The following is a 14,004-nucleotide window of genomic DNA, read 5'->3' as shown; positions in this document are numbered from 1 at the left end:
AGCCCCGGTGGTCGGTTTCGACCTCGATCTGACCCTGCTGGACGTCCGCGCCGGCGGTATGCAGCTCGCCCGCCGAGCAGGGGCCCGTGGCCACGCCCACCGCGAGCGCGCCGCCTTCCCGAGCGCCGATCATGTCGCCCACGTGATCCCCGACAAAGATGTCCACCTGATGGGTGCGCAGCGCGGCACCCTTCGTCCGCGCGAACAGCGCGCCCTCGACGGCGTCGGCGGCGATGCCGATGCGTTCCAGGCTCGCCTCGGCGAGCGCGGTGCTCTTGGCGGTGACGACGACGACGCGACCGGCGAGCCGGCGCACCGCCTCCACCGCGGCGCTCGCGTCCGGCATCGGCCTCGACGCGGGAACCGCGTGCACCGCGTACAACTCCCGGTAGCGGGTGGCGACGGCGGGGACGTCCGCGGCGGGGAACCAGTGGGCGAGCTCGTTCTCCAACGGCGGTCCGAGCCGGGAGACGACCAGATCGGCGTCGACGGTCACACCGGTCTCGCCGGCCAGGGCGGTGAAGGTCGCGCGGATGCCGGCGCGGGCGTCCAGCAGGGTCAGATCGAGGTCGAAACCGACCACCGGGGCTGAGGCCTTCCAGGACGGCACCAACCGAGCTTAGGCCGAACCCGACGGACCAGCCGGACGAATCGTCGGCGTTGGCCACCGGCGCGGGCTGCGGGCTGCGGGCTGCATGGAGCGCAATCACCGCCCGATGGGGCCGCCGGGCCGGTAGTGTCCGCGGGTGTGACCAGGGTTGTGGTGGATGTGATGCTCAAGCCGGAGATCCTCGACCCGCAGGGGCAGGCGGTGGTCAACGCGCTGCCACGCCTCGGGGTGAGCGGGATCGTCGGCGTCCGCCAGGGCAAGCGCTTCGAGCTGGAGCTGGCGGACGGGGTGGCGTTGGACGGCGCGGTGCTGGCGCGGGTCGAGCATCTGGCATCGACCCTGCTGGCCAACCCGGTCATCGAGGACTATGTGGTGCGGGTCGAGGACGCGTCGGCCGAGCCCAGCGCGAGCACCGCGAGCTGAGCCGTCTAGAGGACTCGGGGCGAGGCGCCGCTTTCGCTCACCATGGGCCGCCCGTGGGCCTGCCAGGCGAGCATTCCGTCGGTGAGGTTGCGGACCTGCCAGCCGCCCTGGGCGAGGTAGCCCGTGACCGCGGCGGAGCGCCCGCCGGAGCGGCACACGACCACCACATCGTGCCCGCGGGGCACCTCGCCGAGCCGGGCGACGAGCTCACCCATCGGGATGTGCAGGGCGTCGACGATGTGCCCGGCGGACCACTCGTCGGGCTCCCGGACGTCCACGAGCAGCGGGGCACCGTCCACGGACAGGTCGGCGGGCAGGTCGGCGACGCTGACAGCCGGGATCTGATCAGAACTCACGTAGTCCATCCTGCCACCTACTTCAGCAGTCGGGGCAGCCGGCGATCAGCGAGCCCTTTCCGTGCACCGAAAGGTTGGCCTTCCTCTCGGCCTTGAGGGCGCCGGCGGCGAGCCCGGCGGCGCAATTCAGCGCAGCGGCTGGCTGAGTCTCGGCAAGAGCTCCGCGTCGGCGGCGCGGGCGAGCAGCGTCTCGATGGCGGCGAACCCCTCGTCGCCGAGATCGAGGCTGAACTCGTTGACGTACAGCTTGATGTGGGCGTCGACGACGTCCGGCGCCATCTCCTGGGAGTGGGCGAGGACGTAGTCGGCGCTCGCCGACGGTTCGGCGAACGCGGCGGCGACGCTGGCCCGCACCGCGGCGGACAGCGCGGCGCCGTCCAGCTCGCGGCGGGCGAGGATCGCGCCGAGCGGGATCGGCAGCGAGGTCTGCTCCTCCCACCAGTCGCCGAGGTCGGCGAGCGCCGTCAGCCCATACGACGGGTAGGTGAACCGGGACTCGTGGATGACCAGCCCCGCGTCGTACCGACCCTCCTGCACCACCGGCATGATCTTTTCGAATGGCACCACGTCGATGCTCGCCACGCCACGATCGGCGGCCCACAGCCGGAACAGCAGATAGGCGGTAGTTCGGGTGCCGGGGATCGCGACTCGCGCGCCACGCAGGTCGGTGCGGCCGGCGGTGAGCACCAGCGGGCCGCAGCCGCGTCCCAGCGCGCCGCCGGAGGTCAGCAGCTGGTAGTCGGTGAGCAGCCACGGCAGGGCGCCGTAGGACACCTTGACCAGATCGTCACGCCGCCCGGCCGCCCGAGTGTTCAGCACGTCGATGTCGGCGAACGTCACCGTCACCGCGGGCGCGTCTGGCACCAGGCCGTGCGCCAGGGCATGGAAGGCGAACGTGTCGTTGGGGCACGGGGAGATGGCCAGGGACAGCGGCTGGTCACCGCGTGTCGTGACCGTCCGGCGCTCGCTCATCCCGGTGTCCTCCTGCTCATCCGGTGTCCTCCCGCTCGTCGGTGGGAGCCCCGCCATTCGTCCGAGCTCAGTGCGTGCCGTTGCTGCCGTGCTGCGGGCCGGAGCCCGCCGAAGCCGCCTCGCCGCCGGCCACGGGCAGCGCTTCGGCGGCGGCCAGGCCGTCGGGGTGCGCGACCAGTGCCGCAGCGGCCGTGCGCAGGCTGGCCAGCGCGGCCGGCAGGTTCCAGGCGGCGCGGTCCCGGCGGCTGACCGGGTTACTGATGGCGCGGATCTCAGCGGCGGGGATGCCGAAGGATCGCGCGGCCAGGGCGACGGCGTAACCCTCCATCGCCTCGGCCACCGGGTCGAGCCGCTCGGTGAGAGTACTGGCCCGGCGCTCCGTGCCCGTCACGGTCGACACGCTGACCACGGTACCTGTGACGATCCGCCGGCCGGTGGCGTCGAGCACGGCGTGCAGCCGCGACACCAGCTCCGGATCGGGACGCACGGTGGACGAGCCGAGACCGAGGTCGTCCAGGGTGAGGAACGCCCCGCCGCCGGTCGGGGCGCGCCTGTCGGGGCTGCGATGGGTCGGCGCACCGGCCGCGTGGAAGCCGAGGTTGCGGTCCATCTCGCTGATCCGGCCGATCGACGCAGACGGGGGCTCCTCGTCGAGACCGGACTCGGCGCCCAGATCCGCCGCGACCATCCGATCGGCGACGACGATGTCGCCGATCTCCGCCCAGCCGCGGAACCCGCCCGCGACGCCCATGGTCACCACGAGATCGAACGGCTGCCCGGCGGCGCTCGCGACCGCCAGGGCCGTCGCGGTGCCGGCGGCGGCGGCCGGACCGCCGGTGCCCGCCGCGAGGACGGTGACCGGGCCACGCCGACGGCCGACATAGGGGCCCAACGTCGATGTGGTGAGCAGCTGGCGATCCCAGTCGGGAGACACCAGGTTGCCCGGCCCGGCCGGCAACCTCGTCCGGCCGCGCGACCAGCTACCCATCAGCCCTGCGCACACCGCGTCTGCCTCGGCTGTCACCGCGGTGACGATCAGGGTGCGGCTCACGACCAGGTCCGGATCATGATCTGGAATGTCCTCGTCTGCCGTCATGCGCTGTCGGTCGATCTACTCGAATGCCACCGGGCCGGACAGCGATGTAACGGCACGGGATTTTCGATGTGGTGCAAATCGGACTTGTTGCCGGACCATAGCATCACGGGCGACGCTGCGTGGTTCCGACGGCGGCCAAGGGCACGCTGCGCGCATGCCGGGGGCTCTGGCGGTGTCAACGGGGGCACCCGGGATGGTACGTCCCCCGCTTCGGCCCCGACGGTCGCCGGTCGGGCCGCCGCCATGGGCGGGCGGCGCGGCGGGATGGAGATCAGGGCTTGATCGAGACTACGAACGGCCAGCTCCCCGAGGCCGTGGTCGACTTCGTGCCGGTGGGCGCGGCGAAGACCACGAGGTTCACCGTCCCCTGGACGTTGGGAAGCAGGTAGCGGTAGTGGGTGTCGGTGATCGTCTCGGTGATCCGCTGGTTGTTGACCGAGAGGAAGTAGCCGCGATCGGCGACCGAGGTCGGGACGTCGATGTTGAGGCTGCTCCCGGGCCTGGCATCGAGCTGCGGCGCGGAGACCGACCGCTCGATGAGGGCGCCGTCCCGCAGGTACTGGGCCGCGTTCGTCTTCACGAAGTCCCCGCCCGACTCCATCGTCACCAGCGGGGTCGGGCGGTCACAGCTGGCTACCCCGAAACCGACCGCGGCGATCGCAGTGGTGATCGCCGCGAGCCGCGGGAACGGCACCCGACGGGACCGCGTTGACGTGCGCACGATCGGAGGCTATCGCTGCGGCAGGCGCGGCGTCCCGGCTCGTGGCGTTCGTGGGTGCCGGGAAGGCGGCGTCGTGAGCGATGCCACCTCGGCGCCGGCGGGTCGGTCAGGTCCTGGAGTTCGGTCAGGCCGGCACGGTCAGGCCCGTCGCCGGCGGCCCAGCCCCCGGCGCTGCCGCGGCGCGTCCGGGCAGGTGGGGTCCTCCAACGTGGCCGGGATGGGTGTCTGCGCATCCCGCCAGGGGGCGACGGGCGGCACCGGCGCGGAGACCATCGCCGCCGGGTCCGGCTGTGGTGCCTGGGGCGGGGCACCCTGCGGCGGGAGGTCGGCGACCTGCAGCCGGTCCAGAGCCGCCAGGCGCGAGCGGCGTAGCGCGCCGGCCTGGACGAACAGCGTGGCGCAGACGACGGCGGCGGCCACCGCGAAGCCGACCGTTCCGGACATCTCGATGAGCCCGAAGGCACCACCGACCACCCAGGTGAGCTGGAGCGCGGTCTCGGAGCGGGCAAACGCGGAGTTGCGCGTCGCCTCCGGGATGTCGCGCTGGACGACGGCGTCGAGCGCCAGCTTGCCCATCGAACCGGCCATGGTGGCCAGCAGCGCCGCGACGAGCGAGGTGAACCTGGTGTAGGTGACGGCGGCGCCGAGACATCCTCCGGCCGCCAGCACCAGGGCGAGCTTGATGATGCCCTCCGGCCGCCGCCGGCCGAGCCGGCCGCCGATGAACACGCCGAGCCCGCTGCCGACGCCGGCGGCCACGGCCAGGCCGCCCAGCCACAGGTTGTTGCCGCCGTTGGTCCGCAGCAGGAAGGTGAGATAGAAGGTGAGAAAGCCGACCAGGCCGCGCAGGACTGCCGTGGCGCGCAGGGCCACCGGCAGTGCGCCGAGGAACGCCCGCAGCCGCGTCCCGAGCCCGGGGCGCCCGGCGCCGGGCGCGACCGGGGCGCGCAGCGGCAGCTCGCCGGCCGCCGAGTCGACGTGCCTGGGAAGGTTGAAGGCCAGCAGGACGCCGGCCATGTAGACGATCGCGCAGATCCGCAGCACCCACGGATAGCCGACGAACGGGATGTGTGCGATGCCCAGCCCGACCGGCGCCACGATGGCACCGACGACGATGTTGACCAGCGAGATCCGCGAGTTGACTTTGACGAGGGTGAGCTCGGCCGGGGCGACGCGGGGGATGACCGCGCTGCGCGCCACCCCGAAGCCGCGGGAGAGCACGAGCAGGCCGAGGGCGAGCGGGTAGACGGCCAGCCCGTGCAGCGCCCCGGCGAGCTGCCAGGCCAGCAGGCCGCGGCCCAGGCAGATGGCGGCGAGCGCGGTGCGCCGGCCGTGGGCGACCCGGTCAAGCAACGGCCCGATCACCGGTGCCAACAGAGCGAAGGGCACCATGGTGATGAGCAGGTACAGGGCGACCTTCGACCGGGCCTCGCCGGAGGGCACCGAGAAGAACAACGACCCGGCCAGCGCGACGGTCACCAGCGCGTCGCCCGCGGCGTTGACGAAGGACAGTTCGGTGAGGGCGGACAGTCCGGTCCGCTCGGCGCCGTCCCCGCGCACGCTCGTCCGCAGCCTTCGCAGGTTGTTCGCGACCGTGCTGCCCAGGTTCACCATGCCAAGTGTCCTCGTCCCTGGCCTGCGCTCCTACGACCACGTCGGGCGGTCCGAGTGTCCGTGGGTGAGAATACGTTGCGTGGATGCTCTCGAGGTCCGTTCCACCACGACCGAGCCGCCGGATTCATCCGTTACCCTCGGTGCGGATTCGGTACCGGACGCTGCGGAGGCGGCCGGTTCGGAGCTCACGGCCGATGCAACGGCCCAGGGCAGCGCGGAGGTCCCAAACGTGACAACGGTTCCGGCGACGGGCGCCGACGCGCCGACCTCGCGGACTCGCCCTCGGGCGTCGTCCGCCCCCCCCACCGCGGCGCCGCCGCCCGACGTGAGCCTCACCACCGAGTCGGTCGCGGATCCGGCGGATCCGGCGGTGTCGGCCGCGCGGGGCAGGGCGGTCCGGGCGTCGCGGGAGCCAGCGGTCGACGCGGTGTGCGCGGCCGCCGTGGACGTGGCCCGCGCGGCCGCGGTCGAGCAGGCGGACAGCGAGAGCGAGGTCGGCGAGCACCTCGGCATCGAGGCCGAGGGCGACCGGATCGTGCTGCACCGATTCGCCTGCGCCTCGCCCGCCTACCCGGGCTGGGCCTGGACGGTCGTCGTGACCCGCGCCTCCCGAGTGCGCAAGGTCACGGTCGACGACGTGGTGCTGATGCCGGGGGACGGGGCGATGCTGGCGCCGCCGTGGGTGCCGTGGTCGGAGCGGCTGCGGCCGGGCGATGTCGGCGTCGGCGACCTGCTGCCCACGGCGATCGACGATCCGCGGCTCGCGCTGCGCGCGGAGGATGTCGAGGAGCTCGTCGACACCGACGACTACTTCGAGCTCGGTCTCGGCCGGGCCCGGGTGCTGTCCGTCACCGGGCGGGAGGAGGCAGTCAAGCGCTGGTATGCCGGCGACGCCGGGCCGGACGCCTCGATTGCCAAAGTCGCCCCTGCCTCGTGCCTGACCTGCGGTTTCCACGTTCGGCTCGCGGGCTCGCTCGGCCGGATGTTCGGCGTCTGCGCCAACGAGCTGGCCCCCGACGACGGCCGGGCCACCGCCATCGATCACGGCTGCGGCGCGCACTCCGAGGCGCTGGTGGCGCCGTCGGCGCACCCGGAGTCGATCGTCTTCGACGAGGACCCCTCCGATCTGGAACCGACGGATGTCGAGCTGATCGGCGTCGCCGCCCACAGCCCCGGCTCGGTGGCTGACGCCGAGCCGGGGGAGCGGGCCGCGGACGCCGCCGACCCCGAGCCCTACGGCCACTCCTGACCGCAGGCCCGCACCACCTGGGCCGGGGCCCCGTCCCGCCTGGACCGCCGGCATCGCCCGGATCGCGAGCTCAGGCGGTGCGGCCGAACAGGGCGGGCAGGGTGCCCTCGTGGGCGTCGCGCAGCTCGTCGAGGCCGACGTGCAGCGCGTCCTGCACGTCGAGCGCGTCGCCGTCGACCACGCCGATGCGCCGCCAGGGCAGGCCGCGGACGGTGCACATGTCGGTGAAGCGCAGCTCCTCCGAGCGCGGCACGGCGACGACGGCGCGCCCGGCCGACTCGCTGAACAGCTCGACGAACGGGTCGGCTCCGGCACCCAGGACGATCCGTGCGCCGCGCCCGCCGCGCAGGCACGACTCGATGAGGGCCTGCGCGAGCCCGCCCTCGGACAGGTCGTGGGCGGCGGTGAGCATGCCGTCGCGGGAACCGGCGACGAGGACCTCCCCGAGCAGCTTCTCCCGGGCGAAGTCGACCGCTGGCGGCGCTCCGCCGAGGTGACGGTGCGTCACCCAGGCCCACTCGGACCCGCCGAACTCGTCGGCGGTCTCGCCGAGCAGGATCAGCGCGTCGCCCTCGTCGGTGAACCCGATCGGGGTGCGCCGGGCGACGTCGTCGAACAGGCCCAGGACCCCGATCACCGGCGTCGGGTGGATCGGGGTGGCGCCCGTCTGGTTGTAGAACGACACGTTGCCGCCGGTGACCGGCAGGCCCAGGCGCCGGCAGCCCTCGGCGAGGCCCGCGCACGCCTGCGCGAACTGCCACATCACCTCGGGGTTCTCCGGGGAGCCGAAGTTCAGGCAGTTCGTCACGGCGATCGGCACCGACCCGGCGGCGCTGACGTTGCGGCAGGCCTCGGCGAGGGCGAGCTGCGCGCCGGTGAACGGGTCGAGCCGGGCGTAGCGCCCGTTGCCGTCGGTGGCCAGCGCGATGCCGAGCCCGGTCGACTCGGACAGCCGAAGGACGCCTGCGTCCTCCGGCTGGGCGAGAACCGTGGCCGCCTGCACGTACCGGTCGTACTGGTCGGTCACCCAGGCCCGGGAGCACAGGTTGGGCGAGGCGACCATCCGCAGCAGGGCCTGGCGAAGCTGTGCCGAGGTGGTCGGCCGGGCCAGCCGGGCCGCCGTCGGGCCGTCCCCCCGGACCAGGTCGAAGTCGGCGGGGCGGCGCAGCGGGCGCTCGTAGACGGGGCCCTCGTCGGCGAGCGAGCCGGGCGGCACGTCGACGACGACCTCGCCGTGCCAGCGCACGATCAGCCGCCCGGTGTCGGTGACGGTGCCGATCCTGGTCGCCAGCACCCCCCAGCGCTCGGCGAGCGCGAGGACCTCGGGAAGCGCCTCGGGGGTGACGATCGCGAGCATCCGTTCCTGGGACTCGCTGGCCAGCACCTCGTGGGCGGCCATCGACGGCTCGCGCAGCGGCACCAGGTCCAGATCGACGTCCATGCCGCCGGGCTGGCCGGTGGCGAGCCCGGCCGCGGTCGTCTCCGTCAGCGCGCAGGTCAGCCCGGCGCCGCCGAGGTCCTGGATGCCGGTGACGAGCCCGCGGTCGAACAGCTCCAGGCAGGACTCGATCAGGATTTTCTCCGTGAACGGGTCGCCGACCTGCACGGATGGCCGCCGGGCGGGCCCGCCGCCCTCGTCGAAGGTCGCCGACGCCAGCACGGACACGCCGCCGATCCCGTCCCGGCCGGTCTTCGCGCCCAGCAGGACCACGGCGTTGCCGACCCCGGTGGCCGCCGAGGTCTGCACCCGACCGACCGGCATCACCCCGACGCAGAGCGCGTTGACCAGCGGGTTGCCGGCGTAGGTCGGGTCGAACACGACCTCCCCGCCGATCGTGGGCAGGCCGAGGCAGTTGCCGTAGCCGCCGATGCCGGCCACGATTCCCGGCAGCGTCCGCGCCGTGTCGGGCGCGTCGGCGTCACCGAAGCGCAGCGGGTCGAGCACCGCGATCGGCCGGGCGCCCATGGTCAGGATGTCGCGGACGATGCCGCCGACCCCGGTCGCCGCCCCCTGGTAGGGCTCCACGAAGCTCGGGTGGTTATGCGACTCGATCTTGAAGGTGACGGCGAGGCCCTCGCCGACGGCGACGACGCCGGCGTTCTCCCCCATGCCGACGAGCAGCCGGTCGGTGGACGGGGTGTCCCGGAACTGCCGCAGGTGCACCTTGGAGGACTTGTAGGAGCAGTGCTCGCTCCACATCACCGAGTACATCGCGAGCTCGGCGTCGGTGGGGCGGCGGTCGAGGGTGGCCAGGATCCGCGCGTACTCGTCGTCGGTGAGCCCCAGCTCCCGGTACGGCTGCTCGGTGGTGCTGGTGCCCGCGGCGGCCGCGGTGCCAGTGGTCTTGGAGGCGGCCGCCGGGGCGGTCGGGTTGCCGGTCACCCCCCCATCCTCGCGGATCCGGCCAGCTCGCGGCCCCGCTGCACGAAACTATGGGGGCAGCGGTGGCCGTCCCGCCGCCATCCCGGCGCGCGAGCGGCGGGACGGCGGCGGGGTACGCGGGGCGAGACTCAGCTGAGCAGGCCCTTGCCCTGGAGGTATTCCTTGATCTTGATGCCGTAGGTCTTCTCCAGACCGGGCTGGCAGAACGGTCGGGTCTCGCACTCGGGGCCGGCGACGATCTTCACCGTCTGGCCGCTGGCGGCCAGGTCGGACAGGGTCTTGAGGTTGTGCTGGGTGGCGAACGACGTGCTGACGGCGAAGGCGTTCTGGTCGACCGCGTCGGCCGGGTCGAGCACCGTCAGATCGAGGCCCGTGGCGAGCGGGCGCAGCGCGGCCAGCGACTTCTGCAGGTCCGGCGAGGAGACCGAGGCCGCGTCCGGACCGTGGACCTTGGAGTTGAGCAGGACGGTGATGCAGCCAGTTCCGCGGAGCGTCCCGGCGCCGCGGAGCCGTTGGTGCTGTTGCGTCAGTCACGTCCGAGGACCCCACCGTTCGCCTTCGGCTGTTCTTCCTGATCGTCGGGTGCGTGCCACGGCGGCCCCCGGCTGGCCCACACCGTCGCACCCCGATCCGACAACTTCCGGACGTCTGGCACACGCTCCTCCGCCGCCGGGCGATCCCGCAACCGGAACAGTCCCGGATAACAGCGGCAAGGTGGACAAACAGTCACGCAAACGACTCGAGTCCGCTGCGGCTTATCCCGATCTTGACCCCGCCTCTGGCTGGGCGCAGAAAACACAGCGGCAGCCGACCCGGAGCGGCGCCTCCTCGCCGGTCATGCTAGTTAGCATGACAACCGGTGACGAGAATGGATGTTCGACGCCGCTCGTGCGCCGGGCTCGTCACCAGGACCGGTCTCGGCCGCCGGACCTGCCCGAACTGTCCCCGTGGGCCTGAGACCTCGGCCTCGGCACGCGCACCTGGTTTGTCAACCTTTTAATCAGAGCCGTGTCCGGCCGCGAGCTTTCTCGACGGTTCTACGACCAGGTGGTTCGAGGGTCTCCCTGTCGCCTATCCCGACACCGACCGCCACGATGCCCGACCACACCATCAGGTCGAGGTGACCACCGCATCGGCGTTCTTCGCCGGCCGCCGCTGTGCCAGCGGGCCTGCCCGGAGCCAGGCTGAGCCGCGAGACGGGATCTGCGCGGGGCGCGGTTCCACGGAACACCATGATCGTCGAGATCGAGATCGAGATCGAGATCGAGATTCGGGCGCGGGGTGCGGTTCCGAGCCCGTAGGCGTACGCTATCCTGTACGTACAATTTTCTGTACAGATAGGGAGGGTCTCGTGAGGACGATGACCTACTCGGAGTCGCGGGCGCGGTACGCGGAAGTTCTCTCGGCAGTGACGGATGACCGGGAGGAGATTGTCATCACCCGTGCCGGCCACGAGCCGGTGGTGATCGTCTCCTTGGAGGACTACCAGTCGCTCAAGGAGACGGCTTACCTCCTTCGTAGCCCGGAGAACGCGCGCCGGTTGCTGACCGCCATCGACCGGCTCGAGAGCGGCGGGGGTGTCGTGCGGGACCTCGTCGAGTGAAGCTCGTCTGGGATGAGAACGCCTGGCAGGACTACGTGTGGTGGCAGAGCCAGGACCGCAAGACGCTCAGGCGCATCAACACGCTGATCCAGAACATCGCCCGCAACGGGAACGACGGCATCGGCAAACCCGAGCCCCTGAAGCACGGCTTCCAGGGCTACTGGTCGCGGCGTATCAACGACGAGCACCGACTCGTCTACAAGATCAGCAATGACGAGATCCGCATAGCCCAGTGCAGGTACCACTACTGATGCTCCGGGTGGATGAGGTGAGCGTCACGACAACCGCCGGATCCCGTCGCCAGGCTCCGCTGAAGGTCGACCCGGCGACGGATGAGCTGATCTCGCGGGCCAGTCGGCGTACGTTGGCCAGGCGCTGCCACGCCCAGACTCCGGTTCCGCTTAAGACGCTCGTAAGAATCCCGATCGCGACATTGAAGAGAACCGCCGACATACAACCTCCAGCACGTGACTTTTAGTAGTGGTGCGTCCACGCCTCCGTGTCGCTCTCCACATCATCCGAATATAGTGTGGACATTCCGGCAGATTATATCGACATCACAGGTTTCGCACTGTTTCGGCATCTCGACGCCCAGGTCGAGGCGCTCCGTTCCCGGCCGCTGGACGCCTTCCCTACCCGGTTCCTGCAGGTCCGACGTGTGCGCTCGGGTGTCGCCGACGCGCGCCTGGTCGCTCCACGGAGCAGCCAGGCGCCTCGGGCGATGTGCTGCCCGGCCTGGACGACGCGGCCCCATCGTCTCCGGCGACAGTGGCTTCGGTGCAATTCTTGCTCGGCAGCGGCGGACGGCGCCGTCCTTTGTGGGTCTGCGGCATCTGAACGATCTGCGCCCGACCAGCAGGCGGAGCTGCTGCTTGCCAATCTCCCGCAGGTAGAAGCCGATCTCACGGCAGGCGCGCGGGCTTCCGGGTGGGTCAGCGGGGTCTGGGGGCCCGGGTGGTCGACACCGTGCGGGCCAGCATGAGCAGGAGGCCGTCGACGAGGATCGCGCCGCCGACCACTTCGGGGCGGCGGTTGTTGGCCAGGCCGTCGACGACGAAGCGGCCGAGCCCGCCCCCGCCGATCAGCGCCGCGATGGTGGCCGTCGCCACCACCTGCACCGCGGCCAAGCGCAGGCCAAGCATGATCATGGGCGGCGCGAGCGGGATCTCCACGGTGATCAGCAGCCGCAGCGGGCCGTAGCCCATGCCCCGGGCGGCGTCGTGCACGTCGGCCGATACGGCGTCGAGCCCGGCGAGCAGCCCGCGGAAGAGGATGACCAGCGTGTACGCCACCAGCCCGATCCGCACCGTGGTCGTGGACAGGCTGGTGACGGGCAGCAGCAACGCGAAGAACGCCAGCGACGGCACCGTGTACAGGATGCTCGCCAGCCCGCTGATCCAGGTGACGGCGAACCGCCAGCGCCGGGCGAGCAGGAGCAGCGGCACCGCGATCACCAGGCCGATCGCCACCGCGCTCAGGGTGAGGCTGACGTGCTCGCGCAGCGCCGCGGACAACTCGTCCGAGCGGGTCTCGACGCCCATGACCGTGGAACCGGCGACCTCGGCCGACCCGATGATCTCGCTGCGCGGGTGGGGAAGCGTTACCCGGGTGGACGCAATGCTCGACCTCGTCGGCCTCGACCCGGCGACGATGGGCAGGCGCTACCCGCACGAGCTGTCCGGCGGGCAGCAGCAGCGGGTCGGCGTGGCCCGGGCGCTGGCCGCCGACCCCGCCGAGTCCGAGGAGCCCGCCGGGCCGGTCAGACGTGGGTGAGCAGGCTGGTCAGCACCGACGTGAACATGCGCAGCCCGTCCAGGCCCGAGCCGGTCAGCTCGTCGACGGCGTGCTCCGGGTGGGGCATGAGGCCCATGACCGTGCGCTCGGCGTTGCAGACGCCGGCGATGTCGTCGGCCGAGCCGTTGGGGTTGCCGCCGAGGTAGCGCAGCACGATCCGGTCCTGCGCGGCCAGCTCGGCGAGCACCTCGGGGCTCGCCACGAAGCGGCCGTCGCCATGCTTGACCGGGATGACGATCTCCTCGCCGGTCTGGTAGTTCCGCGTCCATGCCGTGGCCGTGGTCTCGACCCGCAGGCGCTGGTCACGGCAGACGAAATGCAGCCCGACGTTGCGGGTCAGCGCGCCCGGCAGCAGGCCGGCCTCGCACAGCACCTGGAAGCCGTTGCAGATGCCCAGCGTGGGAACGCCGTCGGCGGCCGCGACCACAATGGCCGCGACCATCGGGGAAAACCGGGCGATCGCACCGGCGCGCAGGTAGTCCCCGTAGGAGAAGCCGCCGGGCAGGATGACGGCGTCAACCCCGGCGAGATCATCGTCGCCGTGCCAGAGTGCGACCGGCTCGGCGCCGACGGACCGCACGGCGAGGGCCGCGTCCCGATCGTCGAGTGAACCCGGGAAGGTGACGACTCCGATCCTGGCCGTCGTCCTGGTCGCGTCGGTCCCCACCGCATCCATGCCCGGCACCCACCCAGCTCCCGCTCGCCCGTCCACTGCCGTCAGCGTAGCGGGCGAGGCGGGGTCAGACCGGTTCGTCGGCGGCCTTCGGCGGCTGGGTGGTGCCCCACGGCCCGGCCGTCTTGCGCGCCCGGCTCAACTGTGCGCCCGGGGCGCTCTCCTCCCAGTCGAGCGTCTTCTCCAGGTGCACGCGGGTACCCTGCCGGGGTCCCTCCACCCGGTGGAACTGGACGTGATCCATGAGCGCCCGCATCAGGAAGATCCCCCGACCCTGCTCCGGGACGTTCTCCGGCGCGATACCGTCCAGGCTCGGGCGCACCACCCGTTCCGATTCGAACAAAGTTTCGAGGGTGGTGTCCAGGCCGTCGCCGCGATCGCTCACCTCGATGACGGCGACCTCGTTGTCGACGCCCACCGATACCTCGTATTCGTCTTCAACCTAGGCATGAAGAAGAACATTCGCACATGCCTCTGTCAACGCAAGCTCAACGTCGTCGACGCATTCCT

The 14,004-nt window shown here is 71.9% G+C and carries 15 protein-coding genes and 1 pseudogene; 5 read left to right on the top strand and 11 right to left on the bottom strand.

All coding sequences use genetic code 11. The annotated features are described in order from the left end of the window. Positions 1–583: HAD family hydrolase (locus G6R25_RS14385; protein ID WP_235948449.1), on the bottom strand; the 583-nt coding region annotated here is incomplete at its 3' end. 165 nt (positions 584–748) lie between these two features. On the opposite strand from G6R25_RS14385, the gene purS reads away from it, so the two are divergent. Continuing rightward, the gene (gene purS, locus G6R25_RS14380; protein WP_163553371.1) at positions 749–1,033 is read left to right on the top strand and encodes a phosphoribosylformylglycinamidine synthase subunit PurS; all 285 of its coding nucleotides are present in this window, start codon (positions 749–751) and stop codon (positions 1,031–1,033) included. Between the two features lie 5 nt (positions 1,034–1,038). Here the strand turns inward: purS and G6R25_RS14375 are convergent, their stop codons facing one another. The 5 genes from G6R25_RS14375 to G6R25_RS14355 form a co-directional block, all read right to left on the bottom strand. Next, entirely contained in the window at positions 1,039–1,389 is a 351-nt protein-coding gene (locus G6R25_RS14375; protein ID WP_136446766.1) for a rhodanese-like domain-containing protein, read from the bottom strand. A gap of 126 nt (positions 1,390–1,515) precedes the next feature. Continuing rightward, positions 1,516–2,361: a 1,4-dihydroxy-6-naphtoate synthase gene (locus G6R25_RS14370; protein WP_163553370.1), complete on the bottom strand. Its 846-nt coding sequence runs from the start codon at positions 2,359–2,361 to the stop codon at positions 1,516–1,518. Between the two features lie 67 nt (positions 2,362–2,428). Further along, positions 2,429–3,457, bottom strand: a complete 1,029-nt coding sequence (gene mqnB / locus G6R25_RS14365) for a futalosine hydrolase (RefSeq protein WP_163553369.1) — start codon at positions 3,455–3,457, stop codon at positions 2,429–2,431. 271 nt (positions 3,458–3,728) lie between these two features. Continuing rightward, a complete protein-coding gene (locus tag G6R25_RS14360) occupies positions 3,729–4,151 on the bottom strand; it encodes a hypothetical protein (protein ID WP_163553368.1) in 423 nt (140 codons plus the stop codon). 165 nt (positions 4,152–4,316) lie between these two features. After that, positions 4,317–5,792 carry an MFS transporter gene (locus G6R25_RS14355; protein WP_163553367.1) on the bottom strand — a complete coding sequence of 492 codons (1,476 nt, stop codon included), beginning with the start codon at positions 5,790–5,792 and terminating at the stop codon, positions 4,317–4,319. A 229-nt stretch (positions 5,793–6,021) separates the two neighbouring features. On the opposite strand from G6R25_RS14355, the gene G6R25_RS14350 reads away from it, so the two are divergent. Beyond that, the gene (locus G6R25_RS14350; RefSeq protein WP_235948448.1) at positions 6,022–7,041 is read left to right on the top strand and encodes a DUF3027 domain-containing protein; all 1,020 of its coding nucleotides are present in this window, start codon (positions 6,022–6,024) and stop codon (positions 7,039–7,041) included. 70 nt (positions 7,042–7,111) lie between these two features. Here G6R25_RS14350 and purL read toward each other — a convergent pair whose 3' ends face one another. Together purL and G6R25_RS14340 are read right to left on the bottom strand one after the other, a co-directional pair. After that, positions 7,112–9,424 carry a phosphoribosylformylglycinamidine synthase subunit PurL gene (gene purL, locus G6R25_RS14345; protein WP_163553365.1) on the bottom strand — a complete coding sequence of 771 codons (2,313 nt, stop codon included), beginning with the start codon at positions 9,422–9,424 and terminating at the stop codon, positions 7,112–7,114. A gap of 128 nt (positions 9,425–9,552) precedes the next feature. Continuing rightward, positions 9,553–9,813 (bottom strand): glycine betaine ABC transporter substrate-binding protein, encoded by a 261-nt coding sequence (locus G6R25_RS14340; RefSeq protein ID WP_268904146.1) that lies wholly within the window; start codon positions 9,811–9,813, stop codon positions 9,553–9,555. A gap of 971 nt (positions 9,814–10,784) precedes the next feature. On the opposite strand from G6R25_RS14340, the gene G6R25_RS14335 reads away from it, so the two are divergent. Beyond that, a complete protein-coding gene (locus G6R25_RS14335) occupies positions 10,785–11,027 on the top strand; it encodes a type II toxin-antitoxin system Phd/YefM family antitoxin (protein ID WP_235825645.1) in 243 nt (80 codons plus the stop codon). Then, positions 11,024–11,278 carry a Txe/YoeB family addiction module toxin gene (locus G6R25_RS14330; protein WP_136446774.1) on the top strand — a complete coding sequence of 85 codons (255 nt, stop codon included), beginning with the start codon at positions 11,024–11,026 and terminating at the stop codon, positions 11,276–11,278. The genes G6R25_RS14335 and G6R25_RS14330 overlap by 4 nt, the downstream gene beginning before the upstream one ends. Positions 11,279–11,959: 681 nt before the next feature. Here G6R25_RS14330 and G6R25_RS14325 read toward each other — a convergent pair. Then, the gene (locus G6R25_RS14325) at positions 11,960–12,568 is read right to left on the bottom strand and encodes an ABC transporter permease (protein ID WP_163553364.1); all 609 of its coding nucleotides are present in this window, start codon (positions 12,566–12,568) and stop codon (positions 11,960–11,962) included. On the opposite strand from G6R25_RS14325, the gene G6R25_RS14320 reads away from it, so the two are divergent. Continuing rightward, complete coding sequence (locus G6R25_RS14320) at positions 12,567–12,800, top strand: ATP-binding cassette domain-containing protein (protein ID WP_473246902.1); 234 nt, start codon at positions 12,567–12,569, stop codon at positions 12,798–12,800. The two genes, G6R25_RS14325 and G6R25_RS14320, sit on opposite strands and share 2 nt — an antisense overlap. Here the strand turns inward: G6R25_RS14320 and purQ are convergent. Both purQ and G6R25_RS14310 read right to left on the bottom strand, forming a co-directional pair. Then, positions 12,787–13,497 (bottom strand): phosphoribosylformylglycinamidine synthase subunit PurQ, encoded by a 711-nt coding sequence (purQ, locus tag G6R25_RS14315; RefSeq protein WP_163553363.1) that lies wholly within the window; start codon positions 13,495–13,497, stop codon positions 12,787–12,789. The genes G6R25_RS14320 and purQ overlap by 14 nt on opposite strands. A 64-nt stretch (positions 13,498–13,561) precedes the next feature. Then, positions 13,562–13,915 (bottom strand): annotated as a pseudogene (locus G6R25_RS14310) (ATP-binding protein); the annotation flags it as partial. Positions 13,916–14,004 lie beyond the last annotated feature (89 nt).

Source organism: Candidatus Frankia alpina, from assembly GCF_902806485.1.
Classification (GTDB): Bacteria; Actinomycetota; Actinomycetes; order Frankiales; family Frankiaceae; genus Frankia; species Frankia alpina.
This window is presented reverse-complemented; position numbering and strand designations above follow the sequence as displayed.